At 61.2% G+C, this 17636-nt stretch carries 18 protein-coding genes; 3 read left to right on the top strand and 15 right to left on the bottom strand.

The features are described 5' to 3' along the window. Positions 1 to 11 precede the first annotated feature (11 nt). The gene (locus EFD55_RS04135; RefSeq protein ID WP_125843259.1) at positions 12 to 1025 is read left to right on the top strand and encodes a succinylglutamate desuccinylase/aspartoacylase family protein; all 1014 of its coding nucleotides are present in this window, start codon (positions 12 to 14) and stop codon (positions 1023 to 1025) included. A gap of 14 nt (positions 1026 to 1039) precedes the next feature. Here EFD55_RS04135 and EFD55_RS04130 read toward each other — a convergent pair whose 3' ends face one another. The 7 genes from EFD55_RS04130 to EFD55_RS04100 all read right to left on the bottom strand — a co-directional run bounded on the left by EFD55_RS04130 (position 1040) and on the right by EFD55_RS04100 (position 8537). Beyond that, on the bottom strand, positions 1040 to 2224 hold the full coding sequence (locus EFD55_RS04130) for a hypothetical protein (protein WP_125843257.1): 1185 nt from the start codon (positions 2222 to 2224) through the stop codon (positions 1040 to 1042). Between the two features lie 95 nt (positions 2225 to 2319). Further along, the gene (locus EFD55_RS04125; protein WP_125843255.1) at positions 2320 to 3261 is read right to left on the bottom strand and encodes a sugar phosphate isomerase/epimerase family protein; all 942 of its coding nucleotides are present in this window, start codon (positions 3259 to 3261) and stop codon (positions 2320 to 2322) included. 78 nt (positions 3262 to 3339) lie between these two features. Continuing rightward, entirely contained in the window at positions 3340 to 4512 is a 1173-nt protein-coding gene (locus tag EFD55_RS04120) for a Gfo/Idh/MocA family protein (protein WP_125843252.1), read from the bottom strand. Between the two features lie 118 nt (positions 4513 to 4630). Further along, positions 4631 to 5536: a sugar phosphate isomerase/epimerase family protein gene (locus EFD55_RS04115; protein ID WP_125843250.1), complete on the bottom strand. Its 906-nt coding sequence runs from the start codon at positions 5534 to 5536 to the stop codon at positions 4631 to 4633. Positions 5537 to 5628: 92 nt separating this feature from the next. Beyond that, complete coding sequence (locus tag EFD55_RS04110; RefSeq protein WP_125843248.1) at positions 5629 to 6441, bottom strand: ATP-binding cassette domain-containing protein; 813 nt, start codon at positions 6439 to 6441, stop codon at positions 5629 to 5631. Positions 6442 to 6451: 10 nt separating this feature from the next. Next, positions 6452 to 7450: an ABC transporter permease gene (locus EFD55_RS04105; protein WP_125843246.1), complete on the bottom strand. Its 999-nt coding sequence runs from the start codon at positions 7448 to 7450 to the stop codon at positions 6452 to 6454. Between the two features lie 112 nt (positions 7451 to 7562). After that, positions 7563 to 8537: a substrate-binding domain-containing protein gene (locus EFD55_RS04100; RefSeq protein WP_125843244.1), complete on the bottom strand. Its 975-nt coding sequence runs from the start codon at positions 8535 to 8537 to the stop codon at positions 7563 to 7565. 166 nt (positions 8538 to 8703) lie between these two features. Between EFD55_RS04100 and EFD55_RS04095 the strand changes: the two genes are divergently transcribed. After that, positions 8704 to 9738, top strand: a complete 1035-nt coding sequence (locus EFD55_RS04095) for a LacI family DNA-binding transcriptional regulator (RefSeq protein WP_210276049.1) — start codon at positions 8704 to 8706, stop codon at positions 9736 to 9738. Between the two features lie 86 nt (positions 9739 to 9824). Here EFD55_RS04095 and EFD55_RS04090 read toward each other — a convergent pair whose 3' ends face one another. The 6 genes from EFD55_RS04090 to EFD55_RS04065 all read right to left on the bottom strand — a co-directional run bounded on the left by EFD55_RS04090 (position 9825) and on the right by EFD55_RS04065 (position 14453). Beyond that, entirely contained in the window at positions 9825 to 10499 is a 675-nt protein-coding gene (locus EFD55_RS04090; protein WP_125843242.1) for a 4-carboxy-4-hydroxy-2-oxoadipate aldolase/oxaloacetate decarboxylase, read from the bottom strand. Between the two features lie 92 nt (positions 10500 to 10591). Continuing rightward, positions 10592 to 11428, bottom strand: a complete 837-nt coding sequence (locus EFD55_RS04085; RefSeq protein WP_125843240.1) for an ABC transporter substrate-binding protein — start codon at positions 11426 to 11428, stop codon at positions 10592 to 10594. 31 nt (positions 11429 to 11459) lie between these two features. Then, complete coding sequence (locus EFD55_RS04080) at positions 11460 to 12224, bottom strand: amino acid ABC transporter ATP-binding protein (RefSeq protein WP_125843238.1); 765 nt, start codon at positions 12222 to 12224, stop codon at positions 11460 to 11462. Next, positions 12221 to 12979, bottom strand: a complete 759-nt coding sequence (locus EFD55_RS04075; RefSeq protein ID WP_125843236.1) for an amino acid ABC transporter permease — start codon at positions 12977 to 12979, stop codon at positions 12221 to 12223. The genes EFD55_RS04080 and EFD55_RS04075 overlap by 4 nt, the downstream gene beginning before the upstream one ends. Continuing rightward, positions 12976 to 13683 (bottom strand): amino acid ABC transporter permease, encoded by a 708-nt coding sequence (locus EFD55_RS04070; protein ID WP_125843234.1) that lies wholly within the window; start codon positions 13681 to 13683, stop codon positions 12976 to 12978. Before EFD55_RS04070 ends, EFD55_RS04075 begins: the two co-directional genes overlap by 4 nt. Then, positions 13680 to 14453: an SDR family oxidoreductase gene (locus tag EFD55_RS04065; RefSeq protein ID WP_125843232.1), complete on the bottom strand. Its 774-nt coding sequence runs from the start codon at positions 14451 to 14453 to the stop codon at positions 13680 to 13682. The genes EFD55_RS04070 and EFD55_RS04065 overlap by 4 nt, the downstream gene beginning before the upstream one ends. Before the next feature lie 170 nt (positions 14454 to 14623). Here EFD55_RS04065 and nac point away from each other — a divergent pair, with 170 nt between their 5' ends. Then, entirely contained in the window at positions 14624 to 15583 is a 960-nt protein-coding gene (gene nac / locus EFD55_RS04060; protein WP_183604832.1) for a nitrogen assimilation transcriptional regulator NAC, read from the top strand. Positions 15584 to 15596: 13 nt separating this feature from the next. Here nac and EFD55_RS04055 read toward each other — a convergent pair whose 3' ends face one another. Further along, entirely contained in the window at positions 15597 to 16799 is a 1203-nt protein-coding gene (locus EFD55_RS04055; RefSeq protein WP_125843228.1) for a pyridoxal phosphate-dependent aminotransferase, read from the bottom strand. A gap of 62 nt (positions 16800 to 16861) precedes the next feature. Beyond that, complete coding sequence (locus EFD55_RS04050) at positions 16862 to 17629, bottom strand: 5-oxoprolinase subunit PxpA (RefSeq protein WP_125843226.1); 768 nt, start codon at positions 17627 to 17629, stop codon at positions 16862 to 16864. Between the last annotated feature and the right edge of the window lie 7 nt (positions 17630 to 17636).

The raw sequence follows: 17636 nt of genomic DNA, 5'->3' as shown, positions 1-17636 counted from the left end.
CTGGAGACATCATGCATAGCGGTCTCGTCAATCCGATCGACTTTTCGCGTGAGGGCCGGCAGGCCGGCCACCTCGCGATTCCCTATTCGATCGACCGTTCGCCCTATTATCAGATCCGTATTCCGATCCTTCGCCTCAGGAATGGCGAGGGACCGTCCCTGCTGCTGATGGCGGGCAACCATGGCGATGAATATGAGGGCGAACTCCAGCTCGGGCGGCTGATGCGGTTGCTCAAGGTTGAGGAAATCCGCGGCGCGGTCACCATCCTGCCGATGGCAAACCTGCCGGCGGCAATGGCGGCCAAGCGCTGCTCGCCCTTTGACGGCGGCAACCTCAACCGCGCCTTTCCCGGCGATCCCACAGGGTCGCCGACGGCGCGCATGGCGCATTTCCTCGAACATGAACTCTTTCCACGCCATGACGTTGTGCTCGACCTGCATTCGGGCGGCACGTCGATGGCGCACCTGCCCTGCACGCTGATCGAACGGCAGGCCGATGCGGCCCGCTTCGAGCGGTCCGTCTCGCTGGTGCGCGCGCTCGGTGCGTCGCATGCCTTCATCGCCGACAATGGACCGGCGGCGCCGACATCGATGGGTGCTGCCCGGCGGTCGGGAATCATCGGTCTTTCGGGCGAGTTCGGCGGCGGCGGAACGGTGACGCCCGAGACGATGGCCTTCACGGCAGCAGCGATCGATCGGCTGCTCGTTGCGCTCGGCATCGTCGGACGCCCGGTCCTGTCGCGCCTACCGCTCGCCGAGCCCGGACCGTTGCAGCTGCTTTCGCTGTCTCGTCACAGCCAGGGCATCTATGCGAACCGAAGAGGCTGGTTCGAGCCCGCCGCAGCCCTCGGCGCATCCGTTTCCGCCGGCGATCTCGCCGGATGGTACCATGACCTGGAATGCCTGGAGCAACCGGAAGAAGAGCTGCGCTTTGCCGAGAGCGGCATCGTCATTTCCCACAGGCTGCATTGCGACAGCCAGGCCGGCGACTGCCTGATCCAGGTCGCTGAACCAATCGCCTCCTGAGAGCGCTGATCTGCTCAAGCGATTGTGTGGACCGCCGCCTTGACCCAGTCGAGGCGCTTTGCCGGTATCAGGCCGTAATTGTAGAAGTTGACGCCATCAGCGCCGGCATCGACGGCGGCCTTGGCGCGTGCCGCCAGGATCGCCGGCCCGTCGACCTCCGGATAGAAGACACGCAGACCCACCCCGAGGAACTTTTCCGGCCCGATCGCCGCCCGGCCGGTGCGAATGACATCGCCGACGGCATCCGGCTCCATATCGTAGCAGCAGAGGATCGCCCCGTCGCAGAGCCTGCCGACCGCTGCCAGATCGACGCCGCCGAGCCAGCCGTCCTTCAGATCGATGAGCACGATGCGGCTTGCGGGATCGGCCGCCGCCTTGATTTCGCCGATCAGACTGGTCACCGGCTCGCTGCGCCAGGCAAGGTAGGCATGCAGGTCGGAATGGTCGCGGTAGGCATCGATGCCGGCTGCCGGGAAGTCCGGGAATTGCCGATCCGGCACGGCGCGTTCGCAGAGTTCCGCGATGAAGCGCGCCACCGTTCGGCGCGCGCCCTCGACCGGCACGCCGGCCTTTCCGGCGCGTGCCGTGCAATGGTCGCAGAAGCAGAGCGACAGCAGGAAATTGTCTTCGGCATTCAGCCCGACACCGTCCTTTTCGTGATGGTACTCGTGCGCGAAGCCCATGAAATTCGGGCTTTCGAGCTCCACCATATCAGGCCGATAGTTGGTTGTGATGTCGCGCACGAGGGTGACGACATAGTCCCTCGCCTCAGGGCTTGAGGGGCAAAGATTGTAATAGTTCGGATTGCCGAAGGCGTTCCGCGTCACGTGATCGGGATGCAGCATGCCGAGACGGCTGTTGTGCAGGCAGACCGTCCAGCAGGAAATTTTGAGGCCGGTCTTCTCGCGCCCTTCGACGAGCGCATCCAGCATGTCGCCGCGCTCGGCCACATTTCGGGCCATCAACGGCCTGATCACCTTGTCCTTCCACAGGATTTCATCCGGCCGGAAATAGACCGTCCCGTCCTCGGGAAAATAGGCTTTCTGCTGCGGGCTCCGCGGCTGAAGGAAACGGCCGGCGTGATAGGACGTCGCCAAGCTGACCGTGTTAAGGCCCGCCCGTCCGCGAAGCTCGGCGGCAAAGGCGTCGAGCCCCTGGTCCTGAATGTCCCAGGGGTAAGTCCACATGGAAAGATGCATGGCGTGCTCCCCTCAAATCTGTCCGCTTTATAGAACACGCGTCCATAATAGTGTCCAGATCGATCTTTCCGCACAAGCACGCCCCACTCGCTCCGTCAGCGGCTGATCGTTGCCTGCAGCGCGTCGATGGAGGACTGGATGCCCGCCTCGGTCGACATGGTGAAGTCTTCCATCTCGAGACTGACCCAATCGTTGTAGCCAACCATGCGAACCACAGAGAAAAACTCCTTCCACCACTGCAGGTCATGGCCAGCGCCGACGGCAACGTAGTTCCAGCTGCGGTTGGCGACGTCAGTTACGTCCTTCAGTTCAAGCAGACCGTTGACATCGGCAAGCCCGCGCTCGATGCGCGTGTCCTTGCCGTGGCAATGATGGATCGCACCGCCCAGCGCCCGGGCGGAAGCGATCGGGTCGGCACCCTTCCAGAACAGGTGGCTGGGGTCGAGGTTCATGCCGACAGTCGAGCCGACCTCGTTGCGCAGACGGAACAGAGTCTCGGGGTTCCAGACGAGCATTGCCGAGAAGTTTTCCAGCGCATATTTCTCGACGCCCACTTCCTTGGCAAGCTTCACGAGCTCATGCCAGAGCGGGAATGCGCGGTCCTCCCACTGATAGCGATCACGCTCGGGCATCTCCTCCGGCCAGCTCTTGGTGTAGACGAGCCAGTTCGGAACCATGTCGCCGGGTGCTGCTTCCGGCAATCCGGACATCGTGACGATGGTCTTCACACCGATTTCACCGGCGAGACGGATCGTCTGTTCCATCTCCTTGCGGTGGCGCTTGCCCATGTCACCCGGATCGAGCGGGTTGGCCGAGCAATTGAGCGCGGCGATTTCCAGGCCCCGCGCTTCAATTTCCTTGAGCTTCGTCTTCAAGAGACCCTTGTCGGCCAGCAGCTCGTCGGCGCGGAAATGCGGTGCACGAGACCAACCGCCGCCGGTCATCTCGATACCCTCGACGCCAAGTTTGACGCATTTGTCGAGCATGTCGGTGAAGGAAAGGTCACCCATCACATCGGTGCAGATCGATAGTTTCATGTCATTGTCTTTCCAAAAGAGGGGTTGGGGACGCGCCCGGGAGGAGGATGGAGGAGATCCGGCGCGCCCCCCGGTGGATCAGTTGAACTCGACCCAGGCCGAACCCGCGTCTGCCGAGAGGACGCAGTTTTCCAGCCAGCGCACGCCTTCGGTGCCGGCTTGAATGCCGGGGTAGTGATGGTCTCTGAGGAAGGCCTCGTCGCCGCGGCGTTTTGCATCGATCGACTGGGCGATCCAGAGGTAGATGTTCGCCCAGCTGTCGCCGAGGCCCTCGGTGTGCAGCGCGCCCATGCGATCGCAGGCGAGGCTTTCCTCTTCGAGGTAGGGCATGCCGTGGTGCAGGGTGCGGTTCGGTTCGCCCTGCACTTCGTAAATCAGCTGGTCGGGATGGGAATCGGACCATTCGATGGAGGCCTTGGAGCCGACGAAACGGTAGCGCTGCGAACCCATATTGCCGGCATTCACCGAGGACACCCAAAGACGGCCGCGGGCGCCGTTGTCGTAATGCATGAGAACGGTCGCGTGGTCTTCCAGCGGCGCACGGGTCGGAATGAAGGCCTTGCGATCGCAGAGCAGTTTTTCGATCTTGATATGCGGCAGCACCACTTCGGAGAGGTAGTAGAGGTGTGTGCCGATATCGCCGAGAACGAAGGTCGGGCCGGCGGTCTTGGGATTGGTGCGCCACTTCACGGCTTCGCCGGCACCGACATCGTCGCCCGCGTTGAAGCCGTGGGTATATTGCATGTCGACGATTCTTATATCGCCGAGCATGCCCTTCTTGACCATCGCCGCCATCTGATGAACCAGCGGATGGCCGGTAAAGCCGTAGGTGACGCCGACGATCAGGCCCTTCTCTTCGGCGAGTCTCGCGACCTCCTCGCATTCGGCAACGGTGAAGAATAGCGGCTTTTCGCAAATGACGTGAAGGCCGGCTTCGAGGCACGCCTTGGTGATCTCGTAATGGGTGAAGTTCGGCGTGGCGATCGACACGACCTCGACACCGTCCTCGCGCCCGGCCTCCTTGGCGATCAGCTCCTTAAAGTCGCCATAGCACCTGTCGGCTGCGACGCCGATCTTCGTGCCGAAGTCGCGTCCGCGCTCGGCGTCGAGGTCGAAGGCGCCGCAGACGAGCCGGTAGGTGCCGTCCCGCTGGGCGCCGGTTCTGTGCTTGTAGCCAACCTGTCCGGTACGGCCGCCGCCGACCATGCCCCAGCGCAGCGGGCGCTCGATGGATCTTTCTCCGTTGATCATCTTCTGTCCTTCCAAGAATTGATGTCTGTGATGTTTAAGCGTTCCGGGCAGAACCCGGTCGCGGTCGCTCGCGCCAATCGCTTGGCTGCACCGCCAACCGCTAGAGGGACATCGCGCGTTATTTCGCGGTCCAGTACTTGTCGACGTAGCGCTGCATTTCGGCGCGCATGAACTTGCCGGAGTGGTCGGCCTTGTCCTCCCAGGCGAAAACGCATGCGGTCATGATGCCGTCGAACCCGATCTCCGCCAGCGTGCCGAAGAAGTCTTCCCAGGGAACCTCGCCCTGGCCGATGTTCAGGTGCTGATGCACCCTGGCCTGCGTGCCCGGAGGGTTGAGGATGTAGCGGAGCCCCGAAGAGGCCTTGTGATTGAAGGTGTCGCCGACATGGACATGGGCGAGCACGTCCTTTGCTTCCCGGAGCATCGCTTTGGTGTCATCGCCAAAATAGAAAGTATGCGGCGCGCAATAGAGGAACTTGACGTTCTTCGAGTTGACCGTCCTGATGATATCGAGCGCTGGCTGCAGGGTTTCGCACCAATCCTCGGGATGCGGCTCGACGTGCAGGTTTATGCCTTCCTTTTCAAAGACAGGCACCAACTCTTCCATCGAACGCCACCAGGCGTCTTCGCAGGCCTCGATCATTGAACCGGTATGGCAGCAGTAGCACGAACCCTTGTCCGGATGGGGTCCGCGGCCGAATTCCGAGTTCATCGTGTCGACGCCGAGTTCGACACTGATCTCTATGGCGCGCTTCCAGTGCTTGACGGCAGCTTGTCGCTCATTTTCATCGTTCGAGGCCCACCGATACATCGGCAGGATCGAGGCAATGCCGACATTGGCATCGGAGAGCGCTTTCTTGAATGCCTTGGCGCGGGCCGGAAACACACGCGGCGCCTTGAACCACTCGAGAAAATCGGCCCTCGGGCTGAGCTCTATCCACTCGTATCCGAGTTCAGCCACTTTCGAGGGCAATTCTTCGAGTGAGAGGTGGCGATGCATAAAGGGGTCGATTGCAATTTTCATGGCTGTTACCCGTCCGATGATTGTGCTGGGCCATCCCGCCGGGGTGGGCGAGCTTTTTAGAGTTTCTGGAGTTCATCCGCGGCAGCGGTCGGTCAGACCGGCGGGGGATGTCCTCTATGCGCCGTCGAGTACGCTTCGATTTCGGCTTCGAGTTCGGCCATGGCCTCGCCTCCTGCCATCAGGTCGGTAATCTCTTCGCGCGTCTTTTCGCCCTTGCGGAAATCGGCCGCCTTTGCACCCTTGATGAGCACCGCGAAGTGGTCTCCCACCGTCATGGCGTGAATGACGTTGTGGGTGATGAAGATGACTGCGAGGCCGCGACGGCGCGCTTCCAGGACGATACGCAGCACATGCGCCGCCTCCTTGACGCCGAGAGCGGCGGTTGGCTCGTCGAGGATCAGCACCCGGGCGCCGAAGTGGACGGCTCGGGCGATTGCTAGGGATTGCCGCTCCCCGCCCGACAGACCGCCGATCAGGCGATCGCCATCGTCGATGCGGGTGATGCCGAACTCGCGCACGGCCTTGACCGCGATTTCATTTGCGGCTTTGCGGTCGTAGATTTTGAATGGGCCGAAGCCCTTGGTCAGCTCCCGCCCCACGAAGAACGAACGGCCAATGCTCATCAGCGGAAAGGTGCCGCCGAACTGATGGACCGTTGCGATGCCGAGGTCTGCGGCTTCGCGCGGATTCTGGAAGACGATGGGCCGACCTTCGAACTTCACCGTGCCGCTCGTCGGCTTGTAGACACCGGCAAAGGTCTTGATCAGGGTGGACTTTCCCGCACCGTTGTCACCCAGCAGGCAAAGTACTTCACCGGGATGAACGCTCAATGTGATGTCGTAGAGCACATCGATCGGGCCGAAGGACTTGTTGACGTTTTCAAGTTCAAGAATTGGGCCAGCCATGTCTCAGCTCTCACTTCTTCTTCTTGGGTGAATAGGTCAGCGCCATCTGGCGGAACGTATTGTTCATGAGGACGGCCACGAGCAGCATCACGCCGATGATCAGGCTCGACCAGTTGCGGTCGAAGGTCGTGAAATAGATGCCTTGGTTGACGACGGCGAAGGTGATTGTGCCGAAGAAGATCCCGATCACCGACCCGAACCCTCCGGTCAGCAGCACACCTCCGACGACGACCGAGATGATCGAGTTGAAGATGAATGTCATTCCGCCCGAAACCTGCGCGGAATTGAACAGGATGGCCTGACACATGCCGACGAAGGACGCGCTCATCGCCGAGAGGACGAAGAGGACCATCGTCAGACGGGTTGTCGGAATGCCGGCGTTGCGGGCACTGACCTTGTCTCCGCCCATCGCGAAAATCCAGTTCCCGTAAGGCGAGAAGTGAATGAAGAAGATGAAGATCGCGGTGATGGCCACCCACCACAGAATGATCACCTGAAACGATCCGGCCAGGAACTGCCCGAAAAGGAACTTTGCCCAGGGGTCGGCAGTCAGCGCCACGCTCGTGGTGCCGGTTACGAGAACCGAGGTGCCAAGCATCAGGCCCTGTACAGCAAAGAGGGTGCCGAGCGTTACGATCAGCGAAGGCACGGCCGTGTGCACGACGAGGTAGCCGTTGACCAGCCCGACGATGAGGCCGAAGGCAAGCGCACCGAGCATTCCGACCCATATGGGAAGATCGTAGTAGCCCGAGAGGACCGCGACCGTCATGGAGCCGGCCGGGATCATCGCGCCAATCGAAATGTCGAGATCGCCTGCGATCATCAAAAGTCCGATGGGAAGAGCGATAATGCCGAGATTGGCGGCGACGTTGAGCCAGCTTGCGGCGCCGGCGGGCTCCAGGAACTTGGTGCTGCCGAATACGACGAAGAACACGAGGACGCCGACAAGTCCGAGGAATGCACCCGCCTCGGGACGGCGCAACAGGTTGCTGAATGAAAGATTGTTCATATGCCTACCCCAGTTTGGGCGTGAATCTCCAGGCGCGCGGACGCGGCGGGCCGCACGCTCGATAGACTTCGACCCGCGTATTTTTCCGCGGACCGGAACCCGTTTCGAACGATCAGCGAGCGCCTTCCTTGACGCCGGCTAGGGTGGCGTCGATGTTCGCCGCATCGACGATGCCCGGGCCGGTCAGCACCGGTGCGGTCGGCAGGTTGGTGCCGTAGTCGATATGCGAGGCGAGAAGCGAAACCCCCAGCAGCGACTGCAGGTAAGGCTGCTGGTCGATTGCAAAGGTTTGCGAACCGTCTTTGATGCGGGCAAGCCCCGAGGCATTCAGGTCGAAGGTGCCATGCGCGACCTTGCCGACTTTGTTCGCTTGAGCGATCCCGCTTGCAGCCGCATCAGCGTCCGAAGCCCCAACATTGAGGACGCCGTCGATGGTGTCGTCCTGGAGCAGTGTCGCCTTGACGGCCTCGGCGATTGCCGTCTGATCGCCGAAGCTGGTCGCCGGCAATGGCAGCTGCTTGCCAGTGCCGCCCTTTCCGGTGATGCCGTCGATGACACCCTTGCAACGGGCCTCCTGGTTTGCCGCACCCGGGAGCGTATTGACGCAAATGACATTTTTCGCACCCTTGGACGCGAAATATTCGCCGCCTGCCTTGCCGGCCGTGTATTCATCCGACCCGACATAGTTGATCGCGCCAAGCTCGCGAGCTTTGTCGATGTTGCCGGCATTCATCAGGATGACTTTGATGCCCGCGGCGACCGCAGCCTTGATGGCTTCGTCCTCGGCCTCGGGCACCCAGTCGGGCACCACGATGCCGGTCACGCCCTGGCTGATGGCCGTGCGGACGAGCTGGGCGGCGTCAGGCCCGAGATTGTCGTAGGTCTGCAGCTGCAGATAGCTGACGGAGCCGCCATTCTTCTCGACGACGAGCCGGGCGTCATCAACGCCCTTCTTGATACGGCTCCAGAATTCGTCGTCGGTCTTGCCGCCGACAACAGCAATATTCGCGGCCATGACAGAAGAAGCGCCAAGAACGAAAACAGCGCCAGCCAGCAGCCCGCGTACGGCGCTCATTGAAAAACTCATGTGATTTCCTCCCAAAAAGGCGGTCGAGAGTAACAATTCCTCAAAGCAAGGCTCCCAACTCGCTGGAATATTTGTATCAACTGCCCTCTATAAATGGAATGCCTATTGCGTTTAGATGAAATTAATGTATCATTTCATTTCATCCGGAAATGGAATGAAATATATCATGAAGAGACCGACCATTGCCGATCTTGCCCAGGCGTCCGGCGTCAGTATCGCCACGGTCAACCGCATCCTCGGAGGTACCGGCGCAGTGCGTGCGGAAACGATCGAGAGGGTGCAAAATGCCGCGGAAGAGATTGGATTTTATGGGCGCGGCGTGATCGAGGACCGCAGACAGCGGCTCCTGCCGAACTATCGTTTCGGCTTTCTTCTCCAGCAGTCGAGCCGTGAGCTCTACCGGCTGTTTGGCTCCAAGATCACGGAGGCGGCCGCGAGACGCCAGCACGAAAAAGTCGTGGCTGTGGTCGATTTTGTCGATGTCCTCGAGCCACAAAATATTGCAGATCGTCTCGAAGCGCTTGGCAAACGCTGTGATGCAGTTGCTGTCATTGCGGGCGATCACCCGTTGATCGGGCAGACCATCCAATCGCTCAAGGAGAGAGGAAAGCCGGTTGTCGCCTACATAACCGATCAGTCCGCCCGGGATCGCGCCGGCTTCGTTGGCACCGACAATTGGAAACTCGGGCGCACCGCCGCATGGTTTCTCGCTCAGACCACGCCGATGCCCGGCCGGATCGCCGTCTTCATCGGCAATCATCGCTATCAGTGCCAGGATGTCTCCGATGCGAGCTTTCGATCTTATATGCGGGAGCATGCGCCCCATCTTCAGGTGGATGACAGCCGGCCGACACATGAGGAGCCGGAGGAAGCCTACCGGATCGTCAGCCAACTGCTTTCCGAACTCGATGACCTCAGAGGCATTTTCATTGTCGGAGGGGGGATTTCCGGCGTGCTGCGCGCTCTTCGCGAAGCGCCTGCCGAAAAGCGAGATAAGGTCAGGGTCGTCTGCCGCGACATCGGCCCGGAAACGCGCAAGGGCTTGACCGAAGGCCTGATCATGGCGGCATTGTGCCATCCCTTGGATCAGATATCAGACGAATTGATCGCCACGATGATCGCAGCGTTGGAACATCGCGACAGCCCGACTATCCTTCAGCGCGTGGTTCCCTTCGAAACGATTACGCCCGAAAGCGTTTGAGCCGCCCGGTTTGCATAAGGCGGCTGGCCGAAAAGGCCAGCCGCCCCCTTTGAAGTGGCAGGGCTGATAGCTATTGCGGTATCGCGTCAGATTTCGACGACGAGGCCCTTGGCTTTCAGCACCGGTTCCAGATTGCTGACCTCGATGACCGATTTGCCCCGCTTGTACGCCGCGATATAACCGGCTTCGGCATCTTCGCGGGCCTGCGAGAGCCTTGCGGCTTCCTGCGCTTCCTGCCTGCGCACCACCACCAGTCCGTCGGCGTCTCCGACGATGATGTCGCCGGGATTGATGGTTTCGCCACCAACGATGATCGGATCGTTCACTGCGGCAATGGTTTCTTTCACCGTTCCCTTGATGCAGACGCTGAGCGAGAAGACCGGGAAACCAAGTTCCCTCAGCTGAAGCGTGTCGCGCACGCCCGTATCTGTCACGAGGCCGCCGATGCCCTTTGCAAGGCAGGCATTGGCAAGGACATCGCCGAAGGAGCCGGCCTCCTCGTACTCGCCCGCCGAAACGACAATGATGTCGCCTGGCTTTGCGTAGTTGATGGCAAGCTGCAGCATGATGTTGTCGCGCGGCGCGCATTTGACCGTAAACGCAGGACCGCACAGTTTCATGCGGTAGTCCACCGGCTTGAGGCGGGAAGAAAGCGCTCCGCGGCGCCCTTGGGCTTCATGAATCGTTGCGGGTGAAAACTTGGAAAGGGCGTCGATGTCGGCTTTGCCAGGCCGTTCTGCGATATCTTTAATATGGATCATGGATGCCTCACATCGTTGGCAGACGGCGGGCATATCCCGCCGTCCGAATTCGCTTGGGAGATTGCCATCGGACGACGCCGAGGCCGGTCGGCTTACGGAATCGGATCGAACTTCAGCTGCGAGAGCGGTACGACCTTGTCAGTGCGCGTCATCTTGTATTCTGTATTCGGGCCGAGCCACTTGTCCCAGATTTTGTTGATTTCGCCCGATTCATCGAGCTTGTGCAGGATTTCGTTGATCTTGGCGGTCAATACCGGCTGATCCTTGGCCATGCCGATACCGATCGGCTGGAACAGCATCGGTTCCTCGATCATCCGCATTTCTTTGCCCTTGCTCTTCGATTCATTGACGAACTTGGTCGTCGTCATGGTGTTGGCCACCATGCCGCGCGCCTTGCCCTGCTGGACGGCGAGATAGGCGGAAGCCGTATCCTGGAATGTCAGCGGATCGGACTTGTTGAGCTTGATCGACATTTCCGAAGTCGAGCCCTTGGTCGAAGCGATGCGCTGACCTTCGTAATCGGCCTTCTTCTTGCCGGCATCGTCCGCCGGCACGATCAGCATTTCCTTGGCGAGATAATAGGGATCGCTGAACTGGATCTGCTCGGCGCGGCTGAGCGTATAGGCAAGGTTGGCGACGGTGATGTCGACCCGGCCGAGCTTGACCTCCGGCACACGCGCTTCGACCGAAACCGGCTTGATTTCAGCCTTGACGCCCAATTCCTTGGCGATGGCGCCGCAGAGATCGACGTCGAAACCGGCCATTTCGCGGGTTTTCGGATCCGGCGAGGCGAAGGGAGGAACATCGGCGAACGTCGCGCAACGCAGGGTCTTCGCCGACATGATGGTATCGAGCTGATCGGCTTTTGCGGGCAAGGCGGCCGCCATGCCGGCAAATGCGACAGTGAGGCTTAGGCATTTCCAGTTCATTGCTGTTCTCCTTTGTTTTTGGTGATTGGTATCAATGCCTGAGATCAGCGAGGAAGCGCTGAGCCCGGGGATGGGTCGGATTGCTGAAGAACTCCTCGGGGGTCGCCATTTCGATGATCTGACCGGCATCGATGAACCAGATCCGGTCCGCGACGTCGCGCGCGAAGCCCATTTCGTGGGTGACGCAGAGCATGGTCATGCCTTCGGACGCCAGGCTCTTCATGACGGCGAGCACCTCGCCGACCATTTCGGGATCGAGCGCGCTGGTCGGTTCGTCGAACAGCATGACCGGCGGTTCCATGGCGAGGGCGCGGGCGATCGCCACCCGCTGCTGCTGGCCGCCGGAGAGCTGGCCGGGATAGGCTCGCGCCTTGTCGGCGAGCCCGACCCGATCGAGAAGCTTGATGGCTTTTTCGTGCGCGAGGTCGGGCGCCACGCCTTTCACCCGGATCGGCGACATCGACACGTTTTCGGCGACCGAAAGATGCGGAAACAGGTTGAAGTTCTGAAATACGAAGCCGATCCGGCTGCGCATCGCATTGAGTTCCTTTGCCCGCATCGAGGTGTGGATGTTTTGTCCGTCGAGCGTGATCGATCCGCTGTTGATCTCTTCCAGGCGATTGATCGTCCGGATCAGCGTGGATTTTCCCGAACCTGATGGACCGCAGATGACCACGACTTCGCCGCGCGCCACCTGCGCATCGATGTCCTTCAGGACCGGATAGTCGCCGTAGCTCTTGCAGACCTGCGAAAGCCGGATCGTCTGCGGTTCCTGTGCTGATACCGACATGGTCATAGCTGCTCCGATACAATTTTCGACGGCGTGATCGGGGCGGCGGCGGGAAAGCTGGCAAGTCCCGCGCGCCGCCGCGTGATGCGCCGCTCGAGGCGGTTCGCGAAGTAGGTGAGCGTCCAGCAGATGGCGAAATATACGATCGCCAGAATGAGGAAGACCTGGAAAGGCTGCGTCAGGAGCTGGTTGTTGACCTGGCTTGCCGCAAAGGTGAGGTCCGGCACGTTGATCACATAGCCGAGCGTCGTGTCCTTGATCGTCGAGACGAAGGTGGAGAGGATGCTCGGGATCATGTTGTAGAGCGCCTGCGGCAGGATGACGAAGCGCATCGCCCCGAAATAGCCGTGGCCGAGCGCCCGCGCCGCATCCATCTGGCCCGGTCCGAGCGCCACGATGCCGGCGCGCACGACTTCGCTCAGGAACGCGCTCTGGTAGACCACGAGTGTCGTCAGCATGGTGAGGAAGCTCGGCACGTCGGCGCCAGTCATGAGCGGGACGAGGAAATAGCTCCACAGGATGAGCATCAGGAGCGGTACGCCCCTGGTGAAATAAACCAGCGCCGTCACCGGCCAGCGCAGCAGACGCAATTTGGAGAGCCGCGCCAATGCGAACAGAATGCTGGCCGGAAAGGCGAGAGCGATGCTGAGCGCCGAAAGGATCAGCGTATTGGCGAGCCCGCCAAGCGGGCCGTTCGGATATTGGCCGATCAGCAGCAGCAGCCAGTAATCTCGGACGATGGCGATCATGTCGTGGATCATGCGCGCGCACTCCGGGCAGGATCGGTGCGCATCGAGAGATAGGCGCCGATGCTCATGATCACGAGCGAGAAGAAGAGATAGAGAACCGTGCCGATCAGGTAGATCTCGAAGGTCCTGAAGCTGAGGTTCTCGATTTCCTTGACGGCATGCGTCAGCTCCGAGGCGCCGATGACAACGGCGAGACTGCTGTTCTTGAACAGGGAAACGCTGTGATTGATGAGCGGCGGCAGCGCGTTGCGCACGCCCTGCGGCATGATGACGAAGCGCATCGCCGAGACATAACCGTGGCCGAGGGCCCGGGCCGCCTGCATTTGGCCGGGACTGACCGAGCGCACGCCGGAACGAAGATCTTCGCTGAAATAGGCCGCCTGGCAGAGCCCGAGCCCGATGACGGCGAAGATGGCCTCCGCATTGTGGACTGCAAGCCAAGTCGCCAGCCCGCTCGGCATCAGGGTGAAAATCCCGAAATACCACAGCATCAGCTGAACCAGGGTGGGAACATTCCGGTGGTAGGATACGTAAGCAGCGACCAACGGATCGCCGAAGCGAAAGGGTGACAGACGCAAGGCGAGCAGCAGCATCGCCAACGCCATCGCCAGCGACCAGGACCCGGCATAGATGATGAAGGTCATCTCGATGCCATGCAGCAGCATCGCGGCATATTCCGGATTTCCGAGGATTGCCGAAAGGTCGAAACCACTCACGGCTTTGGCTCCCCGGATGGATCCGTCTTGGCCGCGGGCTTCGCCGTCTGCAGGCCGCCCATGACCTGCAGCGTGGGCGTGATCTCCATGTGTCCGATGTTGACGGCGACGGGAGCTGCGATGGCGAAGGCAATCGCATCGGCGATATCGGCCGCCTGCGGTAATTCGAAGCCGTCGATGAATCGTTCGCGGACGCTGGGATCATCGCCATGGACGTGATTGAAAATGTCGGTGGCGACCCGGCCGGGGCAGATTTCGGTCACCCGTACCCGCTTGCCGAAAGCGTCGATGCGCAGCTGGTTGGACAGCATGCTCACCCCTGCCTTGGTGGCGTGATAGGACGAGTTGCCACCGAAATTATAAGCGCCGGCGATCGAAGAAATATTGATGACGTGCCCGCGATCGCGCGCCACCATGCCAGGCACGACAAGGCGGCAGATATGCAGGACCGCGCGGAGATTGACGTCGACGAGGAGATCGATATCGGCCTCATCGGCTTCCAGGAACTTCTTCGGCCGGTCGACGCCGGCATTGTTGACGAGAATATCGAACTCCACCCGACGGGTGAGCTCGGCTATTGCCTGACGGTCGGTCACATCGACGACATGGGCGATGCAGCCCGTCCGTGCTGCCAGCTGCTGCAGGGCATCTGCGCTACGGGCAACGGCATGGACCTCGATGTTCTCCCGGCGGAGCCGCTCAACCACGGCTGCGCCGATACCGGAAGAGGCGCCGGTCACCAGTGCGGTCTTGTAGTCGGAGAATGGCATTGTCGTTCCCTTGTTGTTGATCGAGACAGTAGCGAAGCTTTCATCCCTTGCCTAAGACCGATTATCTCTGGAGCAATAAGCAACGGTTATGGAGCCGGGGCCGCGGCGGAAGAACAGAAGCAGGCGATGTCAGCATCGCCTCGCGGCATCCGCGCCGCGTTGCAAAAGCCATGCACGTCTGCAAACATGTGACCCGCGCAGATCAGAACGGTACCCCGATCCTCATGGACATCAGACGCCTCAAATCTTTCATCGTGATCGTCGACAGCGGCAGCATCACGCGGGCGGCGGACCTTTTGCACATCGCCCAGCCGGCCCTCAGCCAGCAGCTTGCAGCACTGGAGGAGCATTTCGGCCACAAGCTGCTGATCCGCAGCCAGCAAGGCGTCAGCATGACCGATGCGGGACATGCTGTGTATCGCCATGCGCAGATTATCCTGCGGCAGATGGAACAGGCGCAAGCGGATGCATCCGCGGCCGGCAATTCGCTTGCCGGGCGCGTGTCCGTCGGCCTCGTGCCGTTCAGCAGTGCGGCCACGCTCTCGGTCGAACTCCTGGCGGAAACCAGGAAGCTGCATCCCGGCATCCTGCTGCACCTGACCGAAAGCGTCGGGCAGACCTATAGCCAGATGATCATGAATGGCCGGCTGGAGATGGCCCTTCTCCATGGAACCGGCCCGATCAAGGGTGTCCGGTTCGAGCCGATCCTGAGTGAAGAGTTTTTCCTGGTCGCCCATCGCGACTTTGCCATCGAAGCGGGTGAGAAGCCTGTTCCGGTCAGCGCTCTCGACGGGATTCCGATGCTGTTGCCACCGGCCTATAACTTCGTCCGGCGAGCGGTCGATACCGCCTTCACGCGCACCCGCACCAATCTGAAGGTCGTCGCCGAGGTCGAAATCGTCCGCACGCTGGCCCGCGCGGTGGGCAGCGGCCTCGGTGCGACGATTATGCCAAAAGCCATTGCCGATCGCATCGTATCGGAATCGAGCGAGCCGCTGATCTGCCGCCTCGTCTCACCACGGATCGAGGAAACCCTGTCGCTTTGCGTTTCCGACCAGAATCCCCTGTCGGAACCGGCTCTCGCCGTCCGCGACATCCTTCTCGGCCTGACGGCGCGGCTGAAAGCCTAACGCACGTCGGCGGTCAGCGCATGTCCCGGCAGAACTGGGCTATGCGCGCGCAGCCTTCGTCGAGTTTCTCCATGCTGGTCGCGTAGGAAATGCGGAAGAAGGGGCTCATTCCGTAAGCCGCTCCCTGCACGGTCGCGACATGATGCTCCTCGACCAGCGCCATGACGAAATCGACATCGGTCTCGATCTTTCGCCCACCCTTGCTGGTCTTGCCGATCAGCCCCGAGATATTGGGGTAGATGTAGAAGGCGCCCTCGGGTCTGTGGCAACGCAGCCCTTCCACCTCGGACAACTTGTCGAGGACGAAGTCGCGTCTCTTTTTGTAGATCGCGGCGCGCTCCTTCAAAAGATCCTGAGGACCGTCCAGGGCCGCGGTCGCCGCAGCCTGGGTGAGCGTCGCAATGCCGCCGCCATTCTGGCCGTTGACATTGCTGATGGCGGAGATCAGGTCCTTCGGCCCGGCGCAGAAGCCGAGCCGCCATCCGGTCATCGCGTAAGCCTTGGAGACGCCGTTCATCGTCAGGACGCGGTCATAGAGTCTCGGCTCGACTTCGGCGATCGTGCAGAACTGGAAGTCGTCATAGACCAGGTGTTCGTAGATGTCGTCGGTCATGATCCAGATATCGGGATGGCGCAGCATGACCTCGGCGATGGCGGCCATCTCCACCCGCGAGCAGGCGGCACCGGTCGGATTGTTCGGGAAATTCAGGAAGAGCCATTTGGTGCGCGGCGTGATCGCTGCCTCCAGATCTTCCGGACGCAGCTTGAAGCCGGCCTGTTCGTGGCAGGGGACTGCGACCGGGACGCCGCCGGCGAATTTGACGATGTCGGCATAGCTGACCCAGGAGGGGGTGGGAATGACGACCTCGTCACCCGGATTGCAGGTTGCCAGCATGGCATTGAAGATCACCTGCTTGCCGCCGCCCGACACGACGATCTGGCTGGCATCGTAGTCGAGATTGTTGTCCCGTTTGAACTTCCTGATGATGGCGGACTTGAGCGCCGGTGTGCCGTCCATCGGCGGATATTTCGTGTCACCCGCAAGAGCTGCAGCATGGGCTGCCTCGATCGCGTGCGTCGGGGTGGGGAAGTCCGGCTCGCCGGACGAGAGGCTGACGACCTTGATCCCTCGTGCGGCCAGTTCCCGGGCGCGCTGGGTCATGGCGGCGGATGCGGATATGGAAACGTTTTTCAGGCGGTCTGCGATGACGGACATCGGACTTGGTCCTTCGATGGGAGATTGAAACGAGAGACCGCCCGCAAGCGATCAGGATTGCGTCAGTCGGCGAGTCCAGCGGCAGGCGCGAGCGTCGCGCCTGTAGCTTCGATTTCGGCGCGCACGATGCCGGCAAGCTCCAGGGCGCCGGGCGTATCGCTATGGACGAGAATGGAGCGGGCCGGCATCGCGATCACGGCGCCGTCGATAGTCTGGACGGTTCCGTCGAGCAGGAATTGCCGCACACGCGTGCGCACCGAAGCTTCGTCTTTAATGACCGCGCCGGGGAGCCCGCGCGCGACAAGTCCGCCCTCGGCGTCATAGGCCCGGTCGGCAAGGAAGAGCGCCAACGTTTTCAAGCGCGCGCGTCTGGCGGCCTGTTGGATCTCGCTGCCTGACGTGACGAAGATGACAAGATTGGTATCCACGGCGGCGATCGCATCCATCATCAGGTCGGCGACGACAGGATCGCGGTTGACCATATTGCCCATGGCCGCATGGAAGCTGATATGGGAGACAGTAACCCCCTCGCTCCGGGCGATCGCCATCAGGGCGCCGAGTTGATAAAGCATCTGCTGGCGAAGCTCGTCCGCCGAAAACGGTATTTCGCGCCGGCCGAATCCCAGCCTGTCGGGCAAGCCAGGATGCGCGCCGATACCGACGCCGTTCAGCTTCGCGAGCCGGACCATGCGCCCCATCGTCTCGGGGTCGCCGCCATGGAAGCCGCAAGCTATGTTGGCCGACGAGACCAGTTTCATCATCGCTTCGTCGTCGCACAGCCGGTAGGGACCAAATCCTTCGCCCATGTCGGAATTCAGATCGATCTTCATCGGTTCC

Origin of the sequence: Rhizobium pisi, from assembly GCF_003938655.1 — a bacterium.
In the GTDB taxonomy this organism is placed as follows: Bacteria; Pseudomonadota; Alphaproteobacteria; order Rhizobiales; family Rhizobiaceae; genus Rhizobium; species Rhizobium pisi.
The sequence above is the reverse complement of the archived record's forward strand: the minus strand, read 5'-3'. Positions and strand labels throughout refer to the sequence as shown.